The sequence below is a fragment of the Bradyrhizobium sp. 2TAF36 genome (assembly GCF_052114925.1).
Taxonomy (GTDB): domain Bacteria; phylum Pseudomonadota; class Alphaproteobacteria; order Rhizobiales; family Xanthobacteraceae; genus Bradyrhizobium; species Bradyrhizobium barranii.
The window spans coordinates 1-20,862 of the sequence record NZ_JBFRFR010000069.1 but is presented as its reverse complement, the minus strand read 5'-3'; the positions used below and the strand labels follow the sequence as shown (position 1 = coordinate 20,862).

Genomic DNA, 20,862 nt, shown 5'->3' with positions numbered 1-20,862 from the left:
CGCGCATGATGGGACGGCTTGAATCCTGGAAACTCGCTCTCGAACGCCTGCGGTCGGCGCAGCCGGCCGGCTGGGCCGAGGCGGGCCGGCTCGTCGCCGAGATCGTGCGCATGAGCACGGATGCCACGCTGCGCCAGGCGGCCGAGCAGGCGCTTCCGGTGCTGCGCCAGGCCGTGGACAATGACGATCACAGCGTCACGCTGGCGGCCCAGCGCCGCATCGGCGTGATCCTCGAGGTCGTCCATGATCTCACCGCGCCACGCTTCGGCCGCCGCAACGCCATGCCGAAGAAGCTCTCGAGCGAAGATCGTGCCCGCAGGATGCTCGGCCTGCCGCTTGCCGTGCAGCTCACCTGCGACGACATCAACCAGGCCTACCGTCGCGCCGCCAAGGGCAAGCATCCCGACCAGGGCGGAAGCGCGCAAGCCTTCATCGACCTCGCCGCTGCGCGCGACATCCTGATCCATCCCGGCGCGCACAAGGACGCGTGAGGGCGCGCTGTCGCTGCGCCTCGTCGGTCCGCTCTGTGCAGGCAAAAAAAGAGCGGGCAAGAACGCGTCGCGCCCTTGCCCGCTCGTCGATCCGCCGATCGAAATCTTACCAGGTGCAGTGACCGCTCTTCAACGCGTGATCCTTCAGCACGAGTGCGTCGACGAAGGTCGGCACGGTCGTGCTGACGCGGGCGTAGTCGGAGGGCCACGGCGCGGTCGGGATGCTCTCGTCCCAGATCTGGCAGAAGCCGGTGTCCTGCCAGCGGATCAGGTGATAGCTGGCTTCGGCAGGGCTCGCGGCGACGAAGGCAGTGACGGCAAGACCGGCAGCAGCGCACAGCACGGAAATACGACGCATGATCAGCTCCTCAAATGAAAGATGTGATGCGCCTCCCGACAATGACGGGGAGGCATGGTGTGGGGCGCTTTTGGGGATGCGCCCCGGACAAGTTGTGAGTAGCTCCGCCGGCCGATCAGGTTCAAAGCGTGCGCGCAGGAAATGCGTCATTTGAGCCGGAAAACCAGCGCGCGCCTGCAAAGGAAAAGGGCGGGTCGCTCGCGCGGCCCGCCCTCAAAATCAAATTGGTCGCGTGACGCTCAGAGCGTGCAGCGGCGCTCCGAACGCAGCTTGATCTGGAGATCCGAAGCCGCGGTGAAGGTCGGGACCGGCTTGCTGACGACCTTGTAGGTCGACGCGCCCCACTGGAACGGCTTGTACTTCAGGTCCTCGTTCCAGACCTGGCAGATGCCGGTGTTGTCCCAGCGGATCACGTAATAGCCGACCGCCGCCGACGCCGGCACGGCAAACACGGAGGTGGCGATGCCGGCAACGGCACAGAGGGCGAGAACGCGACGCATGAAAAATCTCCTTGTGGGGATGTGGGACCCGAAAATCCGTGCGGTAAAAGCAGGTCCTTGGCAAGCCGAGGGGCGGCCGTTTCACGGATATGTCAGAGGGAGCCGTGCACTTGGTTCGGCCGAGTGCCCGACAAGACACATACGCCAAGACTCATACGCCAAGACACATGCGCCAAGACACATACGCTAAGCGTGGCTCACTTCGCCAGTGATGCAATTGCCTCGATCTCGATCAGCATTTTCGGGTCGGGCAGGGCCTGCACGACGCAGGTGGTGCGCGCCGGGTAGGGCGGCGGGCCGAACGCGCCGGCATAGAGTGCGTTCATCGCGGCGACGTCGGAAGCGCGCGTGAGCAGCACGTTGACCTTGACGAGATCGCGGACCGTCGCGCCGGCCTCGTCCAGCACGCGCTTGATGTTGACGGCGACGTTGGCGAACTGCGCCTCGAAACCGTCCGGCAGCGCGCCATTGCCGTCGAAGCCGGGAATGCCGGAGACGAACAGGAGATCGCCGACACGCGTGGCAAAGGACAGCGGCGGCGCCTTGACGTGCGGCGGGGGTGCGAAATGCTGGATCGACATGGGATCACCTCGGATGGAACGGTCGCGTCGCCCACACGAGCGTAGCGACATGCGGGGGAGTTGCAATCGGCATTGGGGAAGGCTGGTAAAACAAAAACGCGAAAACAACCCCATGCACCGTAGAAATCGGGAGCGTTTCAAATTCGGTATAGCCGAACAATTCGCTTGCTCCGTCGGGCAAAACAGGGGCAGAATGGCATCATGGCGGTGGTGCCGGTAGGCGGCCTCAAACTCCGCCGTCATGCCCCGCGACCCGGCTACGCCAAGGCTTCGCCGGGGCTGAGGTCCAGGGGCGCCGAAGCTTTAGCGTAGGCGGCAGGCGGGGCATCCAGTACGCCTCGGCTTCTTCGCATCTCATTGCCGTCTCGGCGTACTGGATCGCCCGGTCGAGCCGGGCGATGACAGTTGAATGCGCTGCTGCGGCAGACGCCTCACGGCTGCTCCATCATGTTGCCGCCGCGATCCATCGGATACATTCGCTGCGTCTGATTCGAATCCTCCCTTGAAAAATAGCCCCCGGAGACGCCCCATGAAGCTCGCTACCACCTTCCGCGCCGCGCTGGTCGCCATTGCCGCTCTGGCCGGCCTTTCGACCTCGGCGCTGGCCGACGGCGGCACCGTGGTGCTGACGATCTACAAGGCGGGCTGGATCATCGGCGGTTCGGGCGGCTCGGGCGTGCTGAACTTCCGCGGTCGCTCGTATGGGCTCTCGACCGGCGGGCTCGACTACGGCCTCGTGTTCGGCGGCTCCAAGACCGTGCTGCGTGGCCGCGTCTCCAACATCAACCGTCCTTCCGACGTCGCCGGCGTCTATGGCGCGGCCGGTGCCGGTCTTGCCGTCGGCCGTGGCGCTCGCGCCATCGTGCTGACCAACCAGAAGGGCGCGGTGCTGGAGCTGTCGGGCTACCAGACCGGCCTGATGGCGAATGCGGATCTGAGCGGGCTCGCGATCACGATGCGGTAAGGCGCGAGGCGTAGGGTGGGCAAAGCGAAGCGTGCCCACCATTCGTACCGCAAATGCGGATGCATGGTGGGCACGGCGCGCAAGGAGCGCGCCTTTGCCCACCCTACGAACTACGAACTCACCGCCGCATGAATCCGCTCGCAATGCGCGACGAGATTGGCGTGCGCATCGACGAAGGCCTTCAGCGGCGTCGGGATCGGAAAATAATAGATGTTGGCGATGAAGCCGTAGATGCCGGCATCACAGCTGGTCGGCGCTGCGCCGTGGACGAAGCCTGCCGTAGGCACGATCTCGGCCAGCACTTGCAGATCGGCAAGCCCCCGCGCGTAGGCCTGTTCGGGCGTGTAGCGGCCGATGCCCTGGTAATAATAGCGCTGCGCGTTGTAGGCCTTGGCTTTCTCGAATCCGGCCGCGTCGATCTGCGGATGCTGCGCGATGAAGGCGTCGCGGAATGCCGGATAGAACCGATCGTCCTTCCAGCGCGAATACGACATCACCCAGTAGAGATCGTCCAGCATGCGGGTGACGAGATGATTGGTCCGCCGTGCGTCCGGCGACAGCGCGGCATCGATGCTCAGACGATATTTGGCGATCGCATGCGCAATGATTGTCTCGCTGTCGCCGATGGTCTCGCCGTCGTCGACGACGTAAGGCAGCTGCCCGCGCGGCGCGGCAGAGGCATCGAAGACGTGCTCGTGCACGAACGGCACGCCTGCTAGCTTCAGGAACGCGTAGACCTTGAGGCCGTAGCCGTTGTTGTCGGCGACGCCGAACAGTTCCGGATAGGAATAGAGGGTCAGCATGGTCGCTCCCTTCAGCGCGATGGCACCTTGGCGTGTTGCTCCGTCGTGGCCGCTTGCGCGGCCTTGCTGGCGCGGATCATCAGGAACGCGCCGGAAGAGCCCTGCAGCTGCCAGCGCCCGTCGATTTCGGTCGCCTCGGCGTTCACCGTGCCTTCGTAATGGACCGTGTCGTAGCCGTGGCCGGGCGGCTCGTAGTGTTTGACGAACGAGACCGCGTTGCCGGAGCGCTGACCCGCGATCGAGGCGTTGTGGGTGCGCAGCGGGCATCGCGGGTTCGAGCAGGGCTCGGTCACGCTTCCGCTGAGCGCGCCGCCGGTTTCGACCAGAGTTGCGGTGAAGGTGACCATTCCGGTGCCCGGTTGAATGTAGCTGCCATCCCAGACGCCGGAGAGATCGTCGCTCATGGCGGTGCCTTCCTGCGGGCCGGTTGATATCAGGCTCTTCCACCTCAAGTCGTATCGCCGGAGCGACGGGCTGGCAACTGTCCTTGCGCATTGTGCGCAGCGTCATTCGATCGGAGGACGCCCGGCGTCGCCCGTTCGACGTATTAATTCGGGGTGATGTACCGCTTCAGTGAGAGGCGCGGCCTCTATCTGCTGGTCGATGCGGCGGTGAACACCGCCAGTTGCGCATCGAACGCCCGCCGGAATGCAGGCCGCGCTTCGCCGCGGGCGACATAGGCCGAGAGGTCGGGATATTCCTCCAGCAGGCGAGATGCATTCAACCGGCGCAGCACCGTCACCATCATGAGATCGCCGGCGCTGAACGCGCCGTCGAGCCACTCGGCCTCGCCGAGGCGACGCGACAATTCGCCGAGCCTGATACGGACCCGATCCTTCAGGACCGGCAGCCGCTCCTCGTACCAGCCCTTGTCGCGCTCGAACAGCATCGTCATCCCGAACTCGACGATCGGCGGCTCCAGCGTGTTGAGCGCGGCAAACATCCATGCGATCGCGCGGCTCCTCGCATTCGCATCCTTTGGCAACAATCCATCATGGCGTTCGGCGATATGGAGCACGATCGCGCCGGACTCGAACAAGGCGAGATCGCCGTCCTCATAGGTCGGAATCTGCCCGAACGGATGCAGCGCAAGATGGGCGGGGTCCTTCATCGCCGCGAACGACACGAGGCGGACGTCGCAGGGCAGGCCCACTTCCTCGAGCGCCCAGCGAACGCGCATGTCGCGCGCCTGCCCCTTGCCGCGGTCGGGTGAGTTTTCGAAGGCTGTGATGGTGGGCATCTGGCGGCTCCGGGGTGATCGGCGTTGCATTCAAAGGACGAACGGCCGGCTCGGGTTCCGACAGGGGCGCCGTAAAAAGTCCGGCGCCCGTGTCGGAACACCGTTCCGCCGCTCGTCCTTGCAGCGATGGTCGCGCGTCCGGTCCAAGACGAAAGGATACAATTTCATGACGTCAATCACGCCGTTCCTCTGGTTCGCCAACAACGTCCAGGAAGCCGTCGCCTTCTACAAAGCGGTGTTCCCCAACGCAAAAGTCGAGACCGTCAGCGACCTCATGGCGGTGTTCGAACTCGAAGGCCAGCGCTTCCACGCGCTCAACGGCGGGCCGCAATACCGCTTCACCGAGGCGGTCTCGTTCTTCATCAGCGTGGAGACGCAGGCCGAGGTCGACTACTTCTGGAGCCGCCTCACTGCCGACGGTGGCGAGGAATCCCGATGCGGATGGCTCAAGGACAAATTTGGACTGTCCTGGCAGGTGATCCCGTCGGCGCTCGGCCGCTACCTCGGCGATCCCGACCGTACCAGAGCGAACCGCGTCATGCAGGCGATGATGGAGATGCGGAAGATCATCATCGCGGACCTCGATAGGGCGTATGCGGGGTGACGGTGCCGTAGGGTGGGCAAAGGCGCGCTCTTCGCGCGCCGTGCCCACCGTTCTTCCGGATTTGTTGAGAGATGGTGGGCACGGCGCAAGAGCGCCTTTGCCCACCCTACGAAGCCAACCATCCGCATCGCCAATTCGCCTTGCATCGCTATACTGACGACCATCAGCAGGATGGTGATCCCATGGGAAACGAATTGGAAGGCAAGGTTGCTGCCGTGACCGGGGCCGCGTCGGGCATCGGGTTGGCGAGCACTGAAGCAATGCTGGCCGCGGGCGCGCGCGTGGTGATGGTCGACCGCGACGAGGCCGCGCTGAAGGCGCTCAGCAACAGGCATGGCGACGCCGTGATCCCGCTGGTCGTCGACCTCCTGGATCCCAGGGACTGCGCATCGTTGCTGCCGCGCGTCCTGGAGAAGGCAGGCCAGCTCGACATCCTGCATGCGAATGCTGGCACCTATGTCGGCGGCGATCTGGTCGATGCCGACACTATGGCCATCGACCGGATGCTGAACCTGAATGTCAACGTCGTGATGAAGAACGTGCACGACGTGCTGCCGCACATGATCGCGCGCCGGAGCGGCGACATCATCGTCACGAGCTCGCTGGCGGCGCATTTTCCGACGCCCTGGGAGCCGGTCTATGCGTCGTCCAAATGGGCGATCAACTGCTTCGTCCAGACGGTGCGGCGCCAGGTCTTCAAGCACGGCATTCGCGTCGGCTCGATCTCGCCCGGCCCGGTCGTCACCTCATTGCTCGCGGACTGGCCGCCGGAGAAGCTGAAGGAAGCCAGGGAAACGGGTAGCCTGCTGGAGGCCAGTGACGTGGCTGAGGTCGTGATGTTCATGCTGACACGGCCGCGCGGCATGACCATTCGCGACGTGGTCATGCTGCCGACCAATTTCGATCTTTAGGGCGGCAACGGGTGTTCTAACTCCTCATGGTGAGGAGGCGCGAAGCGCCGTCTCGAACCATGCAGGCCCGGATGTCGCCTGCGGCCATCCTTCGAGACGACCGCTGCGCGGTCTCCTCAGGATGAGGTCTGTGGGGGTTGAGCGTCCAACGCAGCGATCCACGCCGCAAGCTCCCGCCAAGGCTCCAGCGTCCAGTGACCGGACGCAGCGCCGGACGGCGAGGGCAGCACGAACACGTCGGGGAGCTTCTCCTCGCGCGGCTGCCGCCCCAGCGCGATCCCACTCGACGGCCTGCCGTAAAACAAGCTCGCGGCCTTCTTGCTCGTGAACGCAATCGTCCGCGGCCGATATGTTTCGATCTTGGCCCTGAAGCCGGGCACGTCGATCGTTTCAGTCGCGATCTGATGATCCATCCCGGCGCCCGACTTGGAGAGATCGGTGAAGCCGATCCCGAGTTCGAGCAGCATGGCGAACTCGCCCGGCTGATACCGCCGCGGCGTGATGCCGGCTTCATGGATCGCGCGCCAGAACCGGTTGCCGGGATGGGCGTAGTAGTGTCCGACCGCGGCCGAGCGCGTGCTGGCGGCGGTGCCGACGAAGACGAGGCGGAGGTTGGGGCGGAGCTGATCGGGGAGGCGGTGGGGGATTTCAGGCAAGTCGACAGCTTCTAGGTTTGCCAGTTGCATAAGAAAGCTCAGCCGGTCACAAATGCGTCCATTCAACCCGTGACACCAACAAGCGCACTAAAAGATTAAGAGGGAGCTCTCCGTGATCGTTCAAGAGTTGGCGGATCAGTTGCGCCAAGACTATGACACCGCCGAAGAAGGCAAGAAAGTGATAGCTATTCATCTGTTCGGCATTCGGTGGGCGAGTCAACTCGAAGGAATATCTTGTAAGGAGGTCGCTATCAGAGCTGGCATCCACGAATCGTACGGAACCGAAATTCGAAAGGGAGTTAACCTAGCCGAGTACGTCTCCATTCGATGAGTCTTYGATACCGAATTCTTAGCTTGAGCTGTTGTAGCCCGCATGAGCGGAGCGATATGCGGGAAAGCAAAGACCCCGGATATCGCTGCGCTCATCCGGGCTGCGCTTGCTAACTCGACTGGAGTGCTTAACGTGATTGATCCCGAAAATTGGCTCGCAAATCGTGCTCTTGGCTACGCTCAACTGAATGAGCGAGAACGGGCTGCCATTGCGCACTTTTCTCTTCTATGGGGCCTGTTTGAGTTACAGGTAATGAACGCGCGGGCAAACGCTGTGGGTCTTGTTAGGAAAGTAGAGGATTGGGATTCGACGAGAGGACTCCAGCGCGATCCATTTGAAGGTGCGTTTCACTATTTCAGGTCTCGCTATTTCTTGAATGGAACCTTCGGTGATCTCTTCGAAGGACTAAGATTTGGACGGAGCGATTGCCGGAAGTTGGTCGAGGAGGCTCTGAGCCAAGAACAGCCAACTCCGAAGGACATGATTGCGGCGTTATTGTTGATCACGTATCGGCTGAGGAATAATTTATTCCACGGCGAAAAGTGGGCCTACGGAATTCGGGATCAACGCCAAAATTTCGAGAATGCCAATCAAGTTCTAATGCGGGCGCTGGAGTTGAGCTAGCGGACGCTAAGGCTAGCCGTTCCGCGAAGGCGCTCGGTCAAAGAGCGATGGTAGGAGGCTCTAGTTACAAGATAGTCTCATAATGAGAGGGGCCGGACTTTCACCCGGCCCCTGAGTTCGATGGAGTAGGGATATCCTTCACAGCACCCGATTGCTCTCCTTCACCTTCTCCGCATCCAGATACACGCTTGAGCCCATCTCCTTGAACTTCGCGCTCATCTTCGCCATGCCGTCCTCGGCGGTGCCGCTCATCGACATGCCCACGCTGTTCGGGTCGTTCAGCGTCGCCGCATAGTCCCGCACGTCCTGGGTGATCTTCATCGAGCAGAATTTTGGTCCGCACATCGAGCAGAAATGCGCGACCTTGTGGGCTTCCTTCGGCAGGGTCTCGTCGTGGAAGTTCTTGGCGGTGTCGGGGTCGAGGCCGAGGTTGAACTGGTCGCTCCAGCGGAAGTCGAAACGGGCGCGGGAGAGCGCGTCGTCGCGGAGCTGGGCGGCCGGGTGGCCCTTGGCGAGGTCGGAGGCGTGCGCAGCGATCTTGTAGGTGATGACGCCGACCTTGACGTCGTTGCGATCAGGCAGGCCGAGATGCTCCTTCGGCGTGACGTAGCAGAGCATGGCGCAGCCGAACCAGCCGATCATGGCGGCGCCAATGCCCGAGGTGATGTGGTCGTAGCCCGGCGCGATGTCGGTGGTCAGCGGTCCAAGCGTGTAGAACGGCGCCTCGCCGCACTCCTTGAGCTGCTTGTCCATGTTGATCTTGATCTTGTGCATCGGCACGTGGCCGGGGCCCTCGATCATGACCTGACAGCCCTTGTCCCACGCGATCTTGGTCAGTTCACCGAGCGTCTCGAGTTCGGCGAACTGCGCGCGGTCGTTGGCATCCGCGATCGAGCCGGGGCGCAGGCCGTCGCCGAGCGAGAACGAGACGTCATACTTGCGCATGAGGTCGCAGATCTCGTCGAAATGGGTGTAGAGGAAGCTCTCCTTGTGATGCGCCAGGCACCACTTCGCCATGATCGAGCCGCCGCGGCTGACGATGCCGGTGACGCGGTTGGCGGTGAGGTGGATATAGGACAGGCGCACGCCGGCGTGGATGGTGAAGTAGTCGACGCCCTGCTCGCACTGCTCGATCAGCGTGTCCTTGTAGAGCTCCCAGGTCAGTTTGACGGGATCGCCTTCGCACTTCTCCAGCGCCTGGTAAATCGGCACGGTGCCGATCGGGATCGGCGCGTTGCGCAGAATCCATTCCCGGGTGGTGTGGATGTTGCGGCCGGTGGAGAGGTCCATCACGGTGTCGGCGCCCCAGCGGATCGCCCACACCATCTTGTCGACTTCCTCTTCCACCGACGACGTCACGGCGGAGTTGCCAATATTGGCGTTGATCTTGGTGAGGAAGTTGCGGCCGATGATCATCGGCTCCAACTCAGCGTGGTTGATGTTGCAGGGGATGATGGCGCGGCCGCGCGCGATCTCGGAGCGGACGAATTCCGGGGTGATGAAGGCAGGGACTTCGGCGCCAAAGCTTTCGCCGTCGGCCAGCGCTGCCTCCGCGCGATCGAGCTGTTTTTTGCGGCCGAGGTTTTCGCGCTCGGCGACGTAGATCATTTCCTTGGTGATGATGCCGGCGCGGGCGAATTCGAGCTGGGTGATCTTGTGGCCGTCGAGGCCGCGCAGCGGCTTGTGGTGCGCGGTGAAGGCCTTTGCGGCATGCGAGGCGCCGACGTTGCCATTGTCCTCCGGCTTGATATCGCGGCCCTGATACTCCTCGACGCCGCCTCGCTCCTTGACCCAGGCGAGACGGTTGCGCGACAGGCCGGCGTTGACGTCGATGGTAACGGTCGGGTCGGTGTAGGGGCCCGAGGTGTCGTAGACCGGCAGGTTGGGCTCGCCGGCGCCCTCGGAGAGGATGATCTCGCGCAACGGCACGCGGATGTCGGGCGCAGCGTCCGGAGACGCGAAGATTTTTCGCGACGAGGGCAGCGGGCCGGTGGTGACGGCGGGAACGGTCTTGTCGGGGTTGGAGCGGATGTTCATGGGATCCTCCGTTGTATCTCTCGTTCAGGCGGCTTTGGCGGAATCGCCAAGCCATTGTTTGACTCGCGCGTCCGGGTCGGCGTTTTGGGTGACGTCGCTGACGACGGCGATGGAATCTGCGCCGGCGGCAAAGATCTCCGCGGCGTGCTCGAACTTGATGCCGCCGATCGCGACCAGCGGGATGCTGCCGATCCGCTTCTTCCATTCCGTGATCTTCGGAATGCCCTGCGGTTCGAAGCGCATCGATTTGAGCGTGGTGAAGAAGATCGGACCGAGCGCGACGTAGTCGGGCTCTGCGGCACGCGCGGTCTCTAGCTCCGCGTCGTCATGGGTGGAGATGCCGAGCGACAGGCCGGCCTCGCGGATGGCCTTGAGGTCCGCTTCCGCCAGGTCTTCCTGACCGAGGTGCAGATATTTTGCGCCGGCGACGACGGCCGCGCGCCAATAGTCGTTCACGACCAGCTTGGCCTGCGTGTCCTTCGTGATCGCCAGCGCATCGGTGACGATCTGGAGCGCGTCGGCATCGTTGAGGTCTTTCGCGCGCAGCTGGATGGTGCCGACGCCGAGCTTGGTCAGGCGTTCGACCCATTTGAGGCTGTCGACGACGGGATAGAAGCGATCAGGATACGGCATGCCAGAATGGTGTCCCAACGACAGGGGTGGAGGGGGAAGCGAAGTCGCGGGCGTTCATCAGCCCGGCTTCGTAGGCGGTGCGGCCGGCATCACAGACGAGACGGAAGGCATTGGCCATCGCGACGGGATCGGCGGCTTTAGCGATGGCGGTGTTGAGCAGCACGGCGTCGTAGCCGAGTTCGAGCGCCTCGGCCGCATGCGACGGCGCGCCGATGCCGGCATCGACCACCAGCGTGATATCAGGCAGGCGCTCGCGCAGCAGTTTCAGCGCGTCGCGGTTGGTGATGCCGCGGGCCGAGCCGATCGGCGCGGCCCAGGGCATGACGACCTTGCAGCCGGCATCGACCAGGCGGTTCGCGACCGAGAGATCCTCGGTGCAATAGGGGAACACCTCAAAGCCGTCCTTGATCAGGATGGTGGCGGCTTCGACCAGGCCGACGACGTCGGGCTGCAGCGTGTCGTTGTCGGCGATCACTTCCAGCTTGATCCAGGATGTGCCGAACAATTCGCGCGCGAGTTTTGCGGTGGTCACGGCTTCGCGCACGCTGCGGCAGCCGGCGGTGTTCGGCAGCACGCTGACGTCGAGCTCGCGGATCAGATTCCAGAATGCGTCCCCGGTCTTGCCGCCGGCGGCTTCGCGGCGCAGCGATACCGTGACGATGTTCGAGCCGGAGGCACGGATCGCCGCCTGCATGATCGCAGGCGAGGGATACAGCGCGCTGCCGATCAGGAGGCGGGAGGGGAAGGATTTGCCGTAGAAGGTCACCATGTCCGAGGTGTCTCCTCAAGTTCAACTGTCGTCCCCGCGAAGGCGGGGACCCATACCGCGTGATTTCTCTTGGGGCACGTGGGGAGAGACCGGCCGCCATAACCGCTCCCTGTGGTTATGGGTCCCCGCCTTCGCGGGGACGACAAGTGGAGAGAGCGTGCCATCATCTCCCTCACCCTCCCTGCCGCGGCGTGATGATCTCGATCTCGTCGCCGGCCTTGAGGTGGGTCTCGGCCCAGCGGCTTTTCGGCACGACGTCGTAATTGAGCGCGATCGCGAAATGGGTGCCCTCGTAGTCGAGCTCGGCCAGCAGCGCGTCGACGCTTGCGGAATTCACCTCGCGCTGCTCGCCGTTGACGATCACGCGCATTGCATCACCTCATTGTCGATCTGGCCGCGCTGGACGTATTGCAGCGTCAGCTCGGCGAGCGCCGGTGCGATCAGGAAGCCGTGGCGGTAGAGCCCGTTAACGCTGATCTGGCCGCCACGAATGCCGATGCGCGGCAGATTGTCGGGGAAAGCGGGGCGCAAGCCCGAGCCGAATTCGACGATGCGGGCCTCGCCGAAAGCAGGATGCACGGCATAGGCCGCACCCAGCAGCTCCAGCGCGGAGCGCACGCTGACGCCGGTGTCCTCGGCCTCGATCGAGGTCGCGCCCAGCATGAACAGATTGTCCTCGCGCGGGATCACGTAGAGCGGCCAGCGCGGATGGATCAGCCGCACCGGGCGCGCCAGCCGCACCTCGCCGGTCTCGATCAAAATCATCTCGCCCTTGACGCCGCGCAACTCCGGCTGCTCGTCGCGCGCGCCGAGGCCGCGGCAGTCGATCACGATACCGTCGAGGTCTTTGGCGGAGACGTCGCTGGAGAACTTGATGATGCCGCCGGCGGCGCGGATGCGCTCGTGCAGCTTCGGCAGCACGCGGCGCGGCTCGACATGGCCCTCGGTCGGGAAGAACAGCGCGTCGCGGAAGCGGCCCTCCAGCGACGGCTCGAGCTCGGCAAGGCTGGTCGCATCTAGCCGGCGGTGGCCTTCGGTCATCCGCGCAAAGCGCTCGAAATCGTTGCGCTCGCGCGGGTGGGCGACGACGAGCGAGCCATTGAAGGGGGTGTCCGGCAGCTCGCGCCGCCAGATGTCCAGGGAGCGCTGGCCGAGCCTGGAGATGATGGGTTCGGCGACCTCCGCCTCGCACCAGGGCGCGAGCATCCCGCCGGCCCAATGGCTGGTGGAATCGGTCATCGCGGCGTCACCGCGCTCGTGTAGCGTCACGGCATGGCCGGCCTGCGCGAACAAAAGCGCCTGCCAGGCACCTGCAATGCCTGCGCCGATGATGGATACCGGGGAATCCGGTCGCTTGGTGGTCTGCAACATCCCTGTCCCTTCGCCGGCATGACCCGGATCAGGTTCAAAGGGTCACCGCGGTCCTGGGCCTTCTGACCCATTTAGCGGTATCTCAGCTCCTCCTCGGAGCACCCCTCGGAACGGCTCTAATGTATGCCAGCGGGACGGGGTGGTCAACGCGCTAGCCACAGGGCTGACATTCCGGCGCGGTCCGCCGGACCGAACCCCGGGTGCGCAATTGCGCACCGGGGAAGCTCGAGATTCCGGGCTCGATGCTTCGCATCGCCCCGGAATGACGGTGGCTAGTGGTTGGGAACCTGCGCCCGCGCATTGCTGACGCGCTGGGCCAGCTTCTTATGCGGCGCCGTCCCGAGCATCGGCTGCGGATTGCCGTTCGGCTCGAGCCAGGTGTCGCCCATATTGGCGACCTGCATGGCCTCCTGACGCTGCCGCTTTGCAACGTAGTAATAGCCGCCCGCGAAATAACGCACGGCTCGGGCGTGGTCGCCGTTGGCGGCGCGATAGGCGCCGGCGAGGTATTTGACGGCGTAGGTGAGGTTGGTGTTGGGATCGCGCAGGCCGGCGGCGTCGCCGGTGTAGCCGACCCCGCGGGCGGTCGCGAGCTTGATCTGCATCAGGCCGATGGTGCCGCCGCGACCGATCAGGCCGGGCTGATAGCGGCTCTCGCGCATGATGACGCGATGCACCAGCGCTTCCGGCACGCCGTTGGCGCGGGCATGGGCCGCGACCATCTCGGCATATTCGGCTTCGCCCGCGAATGCGGCCTGGGGCAACATCAGCCCGGCCGCAGCGACCACGGCAATACGCAAAATTTTCATTGAATTATTCCTCGGCAGAACGAACCTGCACCCGTGCGCGTTAGGCCGTGGGAACACGGCGATGATGTGGCGAAACGCCGCCAGCGGCGATTTTCGCGGGGCCGTCGTTTTTACGACTCAAACCCAGGTTAGGATTGCACTTGGCGATGTGCGTTACGCGACAGCAGGTCTGTCTATTCGTGCATTCGCCCAAAAATCGCTATTCAAAATTCGGGAGAACGTCCATGACCCGAGCAGACATCGGCGACATCCCCAAGCAGAACCCCTGTGCGCAATGTGGGGCACCGATCCCGTCTCCGGACTGGATCGAGCCGGGCGAAGGCCGCGTTTCCTATCTCTGGAAATGCCACGCCTGCGGCTACCGCTTTGAGGCGGTGGCGATCTTCGATGAGCACCCGATCGAGCATCCGCCGCTCGCCGCCTGAGGCGTGCCTTACGCCGCCCGCCGCGGCTGCTGCCATACCGGCAACTGCATCCGCACGATCAGCCCGTGCGGCGCGCGGTCGTGCAACGACAATTCGCCGCCATGAGCGATCGCGATGGCGCGCGCGATCGACAGGCCGAGCCCGAAGCCGGTGTGCTCGTCCATGGTGCGCGCGTCGTCGCCGYGCGCGAACGGCTCCAGCATCTCCTGCTTGCGCGCATCCGAGATGCCGGGGCCGTCGTCCTCGACGTCGATGACGAGCCTGGTGCCTGATACGTCGAGGCGGATCGTCACTTCGGCGCCGAAGCGAACCGCGTTCTCGACGAGGTTGGTGACGCCCCGATGCAGCTCGTCGGGCCGCGCGGCGGCCGTAGCCGAAGCGGGGCCGTCATAGTGCACGACATGGCCCATGTCGCCGAACTGGTCGGCGATGACCTGGAGCGTGCTCGCGATGTCGACCAGCGTCACCGCCTCGATCTTGCGGTCGTTGCGCAGCAGCGACAACACGGATTCCAGCATCGAGCGCATCTGGTCGAGATCGATCAGCATGCGCCTTCGGTTGCCCTCGTCCTCGATGAACTCGGCGCGCAGGCGCAGCCGGGTGATCGGCGTTCGCAGGTCGTGGCTGATCGCCGCCAGCATCCGGGTGCGATCCGACATCAGCCGCGCGATCCGCTCATGCATGYGGTTGAGCGCGCGCGCGACCGAGCGGATCTCCTCCGGGCCGCGCTCGGGCAGCGGATCGGCCGCCCCGTCCAGGCTGAAATTCTCGGCGGCCCTGGCAAACGAGGACAGCGGCGCGGCCAGCGCGTAGGCCGCCCACAGGCCGAGCATCGTGACGCTGATCAGCGCGAACAGCAGCGTTATCATCCAGGGGCCGCCCCAGAACCGCGGCGGATGCGGGCCCTGCTCGACGCGGCCTGCGATCACGCTGCCGTCGGGAAGCTCGACCGCGACGCGGTGCACGCCGAAATTCGGGGGCAGCGCGACCACCTTGTACTGATGGCCGAGATGCCGGCGCACGTTGCGCAGATGCGGGCCCTCCCTGTCGTCGGCGACGGAGAAGGTCCCCGGCGCGAGGAGCTCGATGCCGGCCTTCGGAAACGCACGCACGATATTGGCGAGGATGCGCGGCCGCTCGCTCGCATCCGTGCCGTTGAGCAGCAGCGCCGCGTCCGCGAGCTGATGGGCGGCGTCGGGCGGCGGCTCGGCCCGGTCCGGCCGGCTGATCAGAAAGCTGGCGGTGAGGATCAGATGCAGCGCGACGATCGACGCCACCACCAGCGCGGCGATCTGTCCACCGATGCTTTTGAGGTGGAAGAAGCGGAACGGCGTCATGACGACCGCTCCACTAACTGCCCAGGGTCGCCGCGACCGCTTCATTGCCAGCTGCTTCAGTCCCGGCCGCTTCGGTTCTGGGCGTGAACAGATAGCCGCCGGAGCGCACCGTCTTGATGATGGTGGGATCGGCCGGATTGGGCTCGATCTTGCGGCGGATGCGGCTGACCAGCACGTCGATCGAGCGCTCGAACGAGCCGGTGTTGCGCCCTTGCGTGAGGTCGAGCAGGCTGTCGCGCGACAGCACGCGGCCGGGCCGTTCGCAGAACGTCCGCAAAAGATCGAACTCGGCGCTGGTCACCGCGACGCGCGCGCCTTCCGGATTGCGCAATTCGCGCAGGCGCAGATCGATGCGCCAGCCCTCGAAGACGAGCGTGGAGGCGCCCTCGATCGAGCTTGCCGCCTGGGCTGCGGCCTGGCGGCGCAGCACCGCGTTGATGCGTGCGAGCAGCTCGCGCGGGTTGAACGGCTTCGGCAGATAGTCGTCCGCGCCCATCTCGAGGCCGACGATGCGATCGACGTCCTCGCCGCGCGCGGTCAGCATGATGATCGGCGTCTGCGCCTCCGAGCGTACCTTGCGGCACAGGCTCAAGCCGTCCTCGCCGGGCAGCATGACGTCGAGGATGATGAGGTCGACCCTGTGATCGGCCAAGGCACGCGACATCTCCCGACCATCGCTCACGGTGGTGACGTTGCAGGCGTTGTTGCGCAGGTACTTTGCAATCAACGTCCGGGTTTCGCGGTCGTCCTCGACGACCAGGATGTTGGGATTGGCCATGCGCTTTGTTTGTCCAAGATTCGGGCCAAAAGGCGAAGATTTTTGTTTCGGATTGTTTCTGCCTGTCCGGGCGCAACAGCAGGCAATACCCGGGCGGGGAAGCGGCAAGGTCTCGTTAAGGCCGCTAACCATACCGTGGCGGTGTCGCTTACGAAACCCCGCAAAAGCCACGGAGCCATTATGACCTCGATTTCGGCGGCCTCCGCCGGTAACTACCAGTCGCCCCTGCAGCGGCTTCAGCAGCAATTGCAATCGGACGTTTCCGACGGCACGATCTCGTCGTCGGACCAGTCGGCGCTCTCGACGGCGCTGACCGATATCGACACCGCCTTGCAGTCGAGCCGATCCAGCGATCAGTCGAGCGGCACGCGTCCTTCCAAGGACGAGATGAAGTCGAAGATCGACGATCTCATCGCCAACGAAGTGTCGAACGGGACGCTGACCTCGGACCAGGCGGACGAACTGAAGAACGTGTTTCAGTCCGCTTTCGCCAAGGGGCCCGGCGGCGCCGGTGGCCCCGGTGGTCCGGGTGGTGCGGGCGGACCGCCGCCCGGTCCGCCGCCGGATGACAGCTCGTCGGATTCGTCCTCGACGGACTCGACCAGCAGCACGTCGACCAACACGACCACGGCGGACATTCTCCAGCAATTCCTCCAGGCGCTCCAGCAGTCGCAATCGTCGAGCGCGTCCTACGGCGCCAACGGCAGCTCATTCGGCGGTTCGGATTTCTCCGCACTTCTAATCGACTTCAAGAGCTGACCTGAGCGACGCAGGTCGGCGCGTTCCTCGCCGCGATCGTGCTTCACCCAGGGCGCATGATCGTCGGCGGGGAACTGTGCATCAGGAACGTTCCTCATCGAACGTTCCTGAGTGACGCAGGAACTTTCATCGCAGCGCAGCGCCATCATCGCGTGACGAAATTGCCGCAGAAAAGGAACTGCGGATGATCGCCGCTGTTCTCTCCGCATAAGCTTTCTGCTGAAGGAGAGGACAACAATGTTGATGAAATCGATCGCCGCCGGCCTTGCCGGCACCGCACTGCTTGCGACCGTTGCGTTCGCGCAAAACCCGACCGCCACCACCGACAAGGCAGCGCCCGCGGCCACCACCACCACCACCACAACGACGACGACTGCGTCGGGCGAGTGGCGTGCCTCGAAGATGTCGGGCCTGAAGATCTACAACGACGCCAACGAGAACATTGGCTCGATCAACGACCTGCTGATGGACAAGAGCGGCAACATCAAGATTGCCGTGATCGGCGTCGGCGGCTTCCTCGGCATGGGCGAGCATCTGGTCGCCGTCCCCTACGAGAAGCTGAAGTTCGTCAACGAGGCCGTCGCCTACACCGGCACGGGCGCGAAGCCTGCGGCGACCACGACCACCGGCGCTGCGACCGGCACCGAGAAGACCACGACGACGACGGCTACGACCGCCTCGTCCACGTCGAAATGGTATCCGGACCACGCCGTGTTCAATGCCAGCAAGGACGAGCTGAAGAACATGCCCGAGTTCAAGTACTCGGAGTAATGCTGCTCACGTGACGGCCGAAACGAAGCGCGCCCGGTTTTCACCGGGCGCGCTGTCGTGTCTTTCGTCTTTCACCTCTCCCCGCAAGCGGGGAGAGGGAGAAGACGTTCAGTGCGTCACCAGCGGGCAGCCACCCTTGTCGAGCGGACGGAAGGCTTCGTCGCCGGGGACGGTGGCGATCAGCTTGTAGAGGTCCCACTCGCCCTTGGACTCCTCCGGCTTCTTCACCTCGAACAGATACATGTCGTGCACCATGCGGCCGTCGATGCGGATCTTGCCGTTCCTGGCGAAGAAGTCGTTGACCGGCGTTTTGCGCATCTGCTCCATCACCTTCGGCGCCTCGTCGGTCTTGATGGCCTCGATCGCCTTCAGATAGTGCATGGTCGCCGAGTAGAGACCGGCCTGGATCATGGTCGGCATATGACCGACCTTCTCGTTGAACCGCTTCGAGAAGGCGCGCGTCTCCTCGTTCATGTCCCAGTAGAACGCGTCGGTGACGATCAGGCCTTGCGTCGCCTTGATGCCGAGCGAATGGGTGTCGGTGATCTCCTGGAGCAGCGCGATCATCTTCTGGCCACCCTGAACGAGACCGAATTCGGCCGCCTGCTTCAGCGCGTTGGTGGTATCGCCGCCGGCATTCGCCAGCGCGACCACCTTGGCCTTGGAGGCCTGGGCCTGCAGCAGGAAGGACGAGAAGTCCGAGGAATTGAGCGGATGGCGGACCTCGCCGAGCACCTTGCCGCCGCTCTCCTTGACCACGTTGGCGGCGTCGCGCTGCAGCGCCATGCCGAAGGCGTAGTCGGCGGTGACGAAGAACCAGGTGTCCTCGCCGCGCTTCACCATCGCCTTGCCGGCGACGTTCGACAGGGCATAGGTGTCGTAGGTCCAGTGCACGGTGTTGGGCGAGCAGGCGACGCCGGTGATGTCCGATGACCCGCCGCCGGAGTTGATGTTGATCTTGTTCTTCTCGCGCGTCAGCGCCGAGATCGGCAGTGCCACCGAGGATGTCGGCACGTCGAAGATCGCGTCGACCTTGTCGTTGTCGTACCAGTTGCGGGCGATGTTGACGCCGACGTCGGGCTTGTTCTGGTGATCGGCGGCGACCACCTGCACCGGCTTGCCCGCGACCTTGGCGCCGTAATCGGCAACCGCCATCTCGACGGCGGCGAGCGAGCCCTTGCCGGTCGCGTCCGCATAGAGGCTCGACATGTCCGTGAGCACGCCGATCTTGACGACATCGTCGGAAATCTGCGCCTGCGCCGCGCCTGACGAGGCGGCGAGAGCGAGGCCGGCCGCAACCGCGGCGATGAGTTTTTGCATATGTCTCTCCCTGTGTGTTGTTGTTGGGGCGTTGTTGCAGGGACAGTTCTAGCGACAATCGGTCGCGGCAGCTAAGCCAAAGATGCGTGAGGGGGTGGAGAAATAAGCAGGGCGCGGCGGTGTTTCCTTCGCCTCTCCCCGCATGCGGGGAGAGGCTGCAGCGCATCGAAGATGCGATGCGGGTGAGGGGGACTCCCTCAAGAAAGGCGAGACGATCGAGCGGCGCCGCGAAGCCGGCGTGTAGCACTACGCGATCGCGCCGGACAAGCAGATGGAGGTGCCGAACGTTGACAAGCATGCGGCGTAGACCAGCCCCCATTTGAACGGCACGTCATCACATCATGCCCCGCTTCGGAAACGAGCGGGTTTCGTTTCGCCCAATCATCGCAGCTCAAGTCTCTCGCCGGAGTTGTGGTCCCTCGGAGAAATGATCATAGTGACGATCCGCAACCCGAACAGCGGGCGGGCCAAAGTTTACCTTTAAACATTTCAGGTGAGGGGCAACATGTTTGATTTCAACGGCAATTCCGTCAACATTGGCAGCATCCCCGTCAATGTTGAAGTCGATGGCGTCCACGTCAGTGTTGAGAGCCTTCTAAAGATCTCGGGAAACTTCAATCCTGTCTCGTTCGCTGCGAGCACAGCTTTCAGTGTCTTTGCGTCGTTGTTCAATGCAGCAAAAGAACGCGCTCTACTCAGACAACAGATTGATCTGCTCAACGATATTCGTGACCGGCTCGACGCTCTAAATCAAACAGCTGCAGCAATCCTGCATGCTTTGAACGCCCTACCTGTGACCATTCAACACATCGTCCGCGACGAACGCCTGAACGATCATTATGCGCTGATCGAGTCAAACATGCAGAAGTTCGTCAGTAATTCTGCCCATCGCGTTTTCCCGCAGGATCTCGAGAAGATCCGGGACGAGTTCTTCGCACTCGCAGAGGCCGAAACGAGGATCAGCAACATTGCCAAGTTTGTTCACTACGTCGAGTTCATGAACTTTATCGATAAAGGCGAATACCAGGATTTCCTGCGCAGCTGCCTCCGCAAACGCATTGTGTTTCTTAATTTGCTCATGGATGATCTGGTCAAGAAATTCGCGACACGCTACTTCACTTTGACCAGCGAGCTCGCAAACAGCTACACCAATTTCACAACCCGTCCGATGGAAGTCGATAACCTCACAAATGAAGGCACCTACTTCAATGGTCTAATGCCCGCTCGCGCCAAGCTGCGCATCACAAGGAACAGGCCAATTTGACGATGTGCTGCTTGAGTATACCCCGTTCTCGAACGAAGAGGTGATGCAGCACCTGTCGAGCACGCACCTGACCTATGCGAGCAAACAGAACTTCAGCTTCGACATGCATGCCGCAATGCTTCGCTGCCGCGGTAGCGATAGCGACGATACAGAGTGCCGCACCTACCAAACCAGTTTGGGCGGAGGGTTCCAGGAATATCAGCGGCGCGAGCAACTGATGCGCGCTGCCTACGATGCTTTCAAGCACGCCGTGCCAGAAATAAACGAAGACATCGCCCGCTTCGCCGAGCTTGAACAGTTGAGGAATTCTCTGGAGAAGTGCGCCGCGTTTGACTACGCGGCCAAGCTCCGCGGCGCGAAAGATCATATCCGACGCAACTAGCACTACTTTGGCAGATTTTTGATTTTGTCGCGTTTTATAGGATTCCCGAATCAATTTTTCAATGATTCATGGGTGGTCGGCTCTTGGAGGGCTGACCATGCCGGGATGGGAAGACGAACTTGAACGCTGGCTGATGCCGTTCTT

The 20,862-nt window shown here is 63.4% G+C and carries 27 protein-coding genes and 1 riboswitch; of the genes, 11 read left to right on the top strand and 16 right to left on the bottom strand.

The genetic code is table 11. The annotated features are described in order from the left end of the window. Positions 1 to 5 precede the first annotated feature (5 nt). The gene (locus tag AB4Z51_RS32785; protein ID WP_085405156.1) at positions 6 to 491 is read left to right on the top strand and encodes a molecular chaperone DnaJ; all 486 of its coding nucleotides are present in this window, start codon (positions 6 to 8) and stop codon (positions 489 to 491) included. A 106-nt stretch (positions 492 to 597) separates the two neighbouring features. Here AB4Z51_RS32785 and AB4Z51_RS32780 read toward each other — a convergent pair whose 3' ends face one another. The 3 genes from AB4Z51_RS32780 to AB4Z51_RS32770 all read right to left on the bottom strand — a co-directional run bounded on the left by AB4Z51_RS32780 (position 598) and on the right by AB4Z51_RS32770 (position 1,930). Beyond that, positions 598 to 849: a hypothetical protein gene (locus AB4Z51_RS32780; protein ID WP_085405155.1), complete on the bottom strand. Its 252-nt coding sequence runs from the start codon at positions 847 to 849 to the stop codon at positions 598 to 600. Between the two features lie 239 nt (positions 850 to 1,088). Further along, positions 1,089 to 1,349, bottom strand: a complete 261-nt coding sequence (locus AB4Z51_RS32775) for a hypothetical protein (protein ID WP_085405154.1) — start codon at positions 1,347 to 1,349, stop codon at positions 1,089 to 1,091. A gap of 197 nt (positions 1,350 to 1,546) precedes the next feature. Continuing rightward, positions 1,547 to 1,930, bottom strand: coding sequence for a RidA family protein (locus AB4Z51_RS32770; protein ID WP_085405153.1), 384 nt, complete (start codon positions 1,928 to 1,930; stop codon positions 1,547 to 1,549). A 529-nt stretch (positions 1,931 to 2,459) separates the two neighbouring features. On the opposite strand from AB4Z51_RS32770, the gene AB4Z51_RS32765 reads away from it, so the two are divergent. Next, complete coding sequence (locus AB4Z51_RS32765) at positions 2,460 to 2,894, top strand: hypothetical protein (RefSeq protein WP_085405152.1); 435 nt, start codon at positions 2,460 to 2,462, stop codon at positions 2,892 to 2,894. A 110-nt stretch (positions 2,895 to 3,004) separates the two neighbouring features. On the opposite strand, the gene AB4Z51_RS32760 is transcribed toward AB4Z51_RS32765, so the two are convergent. The 3 genes from AB4Z51_RS32760 to AB4Z51_RS32750 form a co-directional block, all read right to left on the bottom strand. After that, on the bottom strand, positions 3,005 to 3,697 hold the full coding sequence (locus tag AB4Z51_RS32760; RefSeq protein ID WP_085405151.1) for a glutathione S-transferase family protein: 693 nt from the start codon (positions 3,695 to 3,697) through the stop codon (positions 3,005 to 3,007). Positions 3,698 to 3,708: 11 nt separating this feature from the next. Further along, positions 3,709 to 4,101, bottom strand: a complete 393-nt coding sequence (locus AB4Z51_RS32755; RefSeq protein ID WP_085405150.1) for a hypothetical protein — start codon at positions 4,099 to 4,101, stop codon at positions 3,709 to 3,711. Positions 4,102 to 4,286: 185 nt separating this feature from the next. Further along, positions 4,287 to 4,937: a glutathione S-transferase family protein gene (locus AB4Z51_RS32750; protein WP_085405149.1), complete on the bottom strand. Its 651-nt coding sequence runs from the start codon at positions 4,935 to 4,937 to the stop codon at positions 4,287 to 4,289. Positions 4,938 to 5,103: 166 nt separating this feature from the next. Between AB4Z51_RS32750 and AB4Z51_RS32745 the strand changes: the two genes are divergently transcribed. After that, the gene (locus AB4Z51_RS32745; RefSeq protein ID WP_085405148.1) at positions 5,104 to 5,541 is read left to right on the top strand and encodes a VOC family protein; all 438 of its coding nucleotides are present in this window, start codon (positions 5,104 to 5,106) and stop codon (positions 5,539 to 5,541) included. A gap of 182 nt (positions 5,542 to 5,723) precedes the next feature. Continuing rightward, complete coding sequence (locus AB4Z51_RS32740; RefSeq protein ID WP_085405317.1) at positions 5,724 to 6,452, top strand: SDR family oxidoreductase; 729 nt, start codon at positions 5,724 to 5,726, stop codon at positions 6,450 to 6,452. Positions 6,453 to 6,568: 116 nt separating this feature from the next. Here the strand turns inward: AB4Z51_RS32740 and AB4Z51_RS32735 are convergent, their stop codons facing one another. Beyond that, positions 6,569 to 7,138 (bottom strand): mismatch-specific DNA-glycosylase, encoded by a 570-nt coding sequence (locus AB4Z51_RS32735; RefSeq protein ID WP_094184514.1) that lies wholly within the window; start codon positions 7,136 to 7,138, stop codon positions 6,569 to 6,571. Positions 7,139 to 7,220: 82 nt separating this feature from the next. Here AB4Z51_RS32735 and AB4Z51_RS32730 point away from each other — a divergent pair, with 82 nt between their 5' ends. After that, positions 7,221 to 7,439: an HTH-like domain-containing protein gene (locus tag AB4Z51_RS32730; RefSeq protein WP_085405147.1), complete on the top strand. Its 219-nt coding sequence runs from the start codon at positions 7,221 to 7,223 to the stop codon at positions 7,437 to 7,439. A gap of 132 nt (positions 7,440 to 7,571) precedes the next feature. Further along, positions 7,572 to 8,063, top strand: a complete 492-nt coding sequence (locus tag AB4Z51_RS32725; protein ID WP_135214818.1) for a hypothetical protein — start codon at positions 7,572 to 7,574, stop codon at positions 8,061 to 8,063. A gap of 138 nt (positions 8,064 to 8,201) precedes the next feature. On the opposite strand, the gene thiC is transcribed toward AB4Z51_RS32725, so the two are convergent. The 6 genes from thiC to AB4Z51_RS32695 all read right to left on the bottom strand — a co-directional run bounded on the left by thiC (position 8,202) and on the right by AB4Z51_RS32695 (position 13,682). Continuing rightward, positions 8,202 to 10,100: a phosphomethylpyrimidine synthase ThiC gene (thiC, locus tag AB4Z51_RS32720; protein ID WP_085405145.1), complete on the bottom strand. Its 1,899-nt coding sequence runs from the start codon at positions 10,098 to 10,100 to the stop codon at positions 8,202 to 8,204. Between the two features lie 24 nt (positions 10,101 to 10,124). Beyond that, a complete protein-coding gene (locus tag AB4Z51_RS32715) occupies positions 10,125 to 10,733 on the bottom strand; it encodes a thiamine phosphate synthase (RefSeq protein ID WP_085405144.1) in 609 nt (202 codons plus the stop codon). After that, positions 10,720 to 11,502, bottom strand: a complete 783-nt coding sequence (locus AB4Z51_RS32710; RefSeq protein WP_441498792.1) for a thiazole synthase — start codon at positions 11,500 to 11,502, stop codon at positions 10,720 to 10,722. The genes AB4Z51_RS32715 and AB4Z51_RS32710 overlap by 14 nt, the downstream gene beginning before the upstream one ends. Before the next feature lie 172 nt (positions 11,503 to 11,674). After that, a complete protein-coding gene (thiS, locus tag AB4Z51_RS32705) occupies positions 11,675 to 11,872 on the bottom strand; it encodes a sulfur carrier protein ThiS (RefSeq protein ID WP_028153774.1) in 198 nt (65 codons plus the stop codon). Beyond that, positions 11,863 to 12,873 (bottom strand): FAD-dependent oxidoreductase, encoded by a 1,011-nt coding sequence (locus tag AB4Z51_RS32700; RefSeq protein ID WP_085405142.1) that lies wholly within the window; start codon positions 12,871 to 12,873, stop codon positions 11,863 to 11,865. The genes thiS and AB4Z51_RS32700 overlap by 10 nt, the downstream gene beginning before the upstream one ends. Next, positions 12,861 to 12,989: riboswitch (TPP riboswitch) on the bottom strand. (Overlaps the previous gene by 13 nt.) A 156-nt stretch (positions 12,990 to 13,145) precedes the next feature. After that, entirely contained in the window at positions 13,146 to 13,682 is a 537-nt protein-coding gene (locus AB4Z51_RS32695; RefSeq protein WP_085405141.1) for a lytic transglycosylase domain-containing protein, read from the bottom strand. Between the two features lie 224 nt (positions 13,683 to 13,906). Here AB4Z51_RS32695 and AB4Z51_RS32690 point away from each other — a divergent pair, with 224 nt between their 5' ends. Beyond that, positions 13,907 to 14,107 carry a hypothetical protein gene (locus tag AB4Z51_RS32690; protein ID WP_028153771.1) on the top strand — a complete coding sequence of 67 codons (201 nt, stop codon included), beginning with the start codon at positions 13,907 to 13,909 and terminating at the stop codon, positions 14,105 to 14,107. Positions 14,108 to 14,115: 8 nt separating this feature from the next. On the opposite strand, the gene AB4Z51_RS32685 is transcribed toward AB4Z51_RS32690, so the two are convergent. Together AB4Z51_RS32685 and AB4Z51_RS32680 are read right to left on the bottom strand one after the other, a co-directional pair. Continuing rightward, positions 14,116 to 15,444: an ATP-binding protein gene (locus AB4Z51_RS32685; protein WP_441498791.1), complete on the bottom strand. Its 1,329-nt coding sequence runs from the start codon at positions 15,442 to 15,444 to the stop codon at positions 14,116 to 14,118. Positions 15,445 to 15,457: 13 nt separating this feature from the next. Next, positions 15,458 to 16,222: a response regulator gene (locus AB4Z51_RS32680; protein ID WP_085405139.1), complete on the bottom strand. Its 765-nt coding sequence runs from the start codon at positions 16,220 to 16,222 to the stop codon at positions 15,458 to 15,460. Positions 16,223 to 16,402: 180 nt separating this feature from the next. On the opposite strand from AB4Z51_RS32680, the gene AB4Z51_RS32675 reads away from it, so the two are divergent. Then, positions 16,403 to 16,981, top strand: a complete 579-nt coding sequence (locus AB4Z51_RS32675) for a hypothetical protein (protein ID WP_085405138.1) — start codon at positions 16,403 to 16,405, stop codon at positions 16,979 to 16,981. A 237-nt stretch (positions 16,982 to 17,218) separates the two neighbouring features. Beyond that, positions 17,219 to 17,752 carry a PRC-barrel domain-containing protein gene (locus AB4Z51_RS32670; protein ID WP_085405137.1) on the top strand — a complete coding sequence of 178 codons (534 nt, stop codon included), beginning with the start codon at positions 17,219 to 17,221 and terminating at the stop codon, positions 17,750 to 17,752. 108 nt (positions 17,753 to 17,860) lie between these two features. Here the strand turns inward: AB4Z51_RS32670 and AB4Z51_RS32665 are convergent, their stop codons facing one another. After that, positions 17,861 to 19,072: an ABC transporter substrate-binding protein gene (locus tag AB4Z51_RS32665; protein WP_085405136.1), complete on the bottom strand. Its 1,212-nt coding sequence runs from the start codon at positions 19,070 to 19,072 to the stop codon at positions 17,861 to 17,863. Between the two features lie 505 nt (positions 19,073 to 19,577). Between AB4Z51_RS32665 and AB4Z51_RS32660 the strand changes: the two genes are divergently transcribed. Further along, on the top strand, positions 19,578 to 20,336 hold the full coding sequence (locus tag AB4Z51_RS32660) for a hypothetical protein (RefSeq protein ID WP_135214815.1): 759 nt from the start codon (positions 19,578 to 19,580) through the stop codon (positions 20,334 to 20,336). A 43-nt stretch (positions 20,337 to 20,379) separates the two neighbouring features. Beyond that, entirely contained in the window at positions 20,380 to 20,718 is a 339-nt protein-coding gene (locus AB4Z51_RS32655; RefSeq protein ID WP_167768048.1) for a hypothetical protein, read from the top strand. Positions 20,719 to 20,862 lie beyond the last annotated feature (144 nt).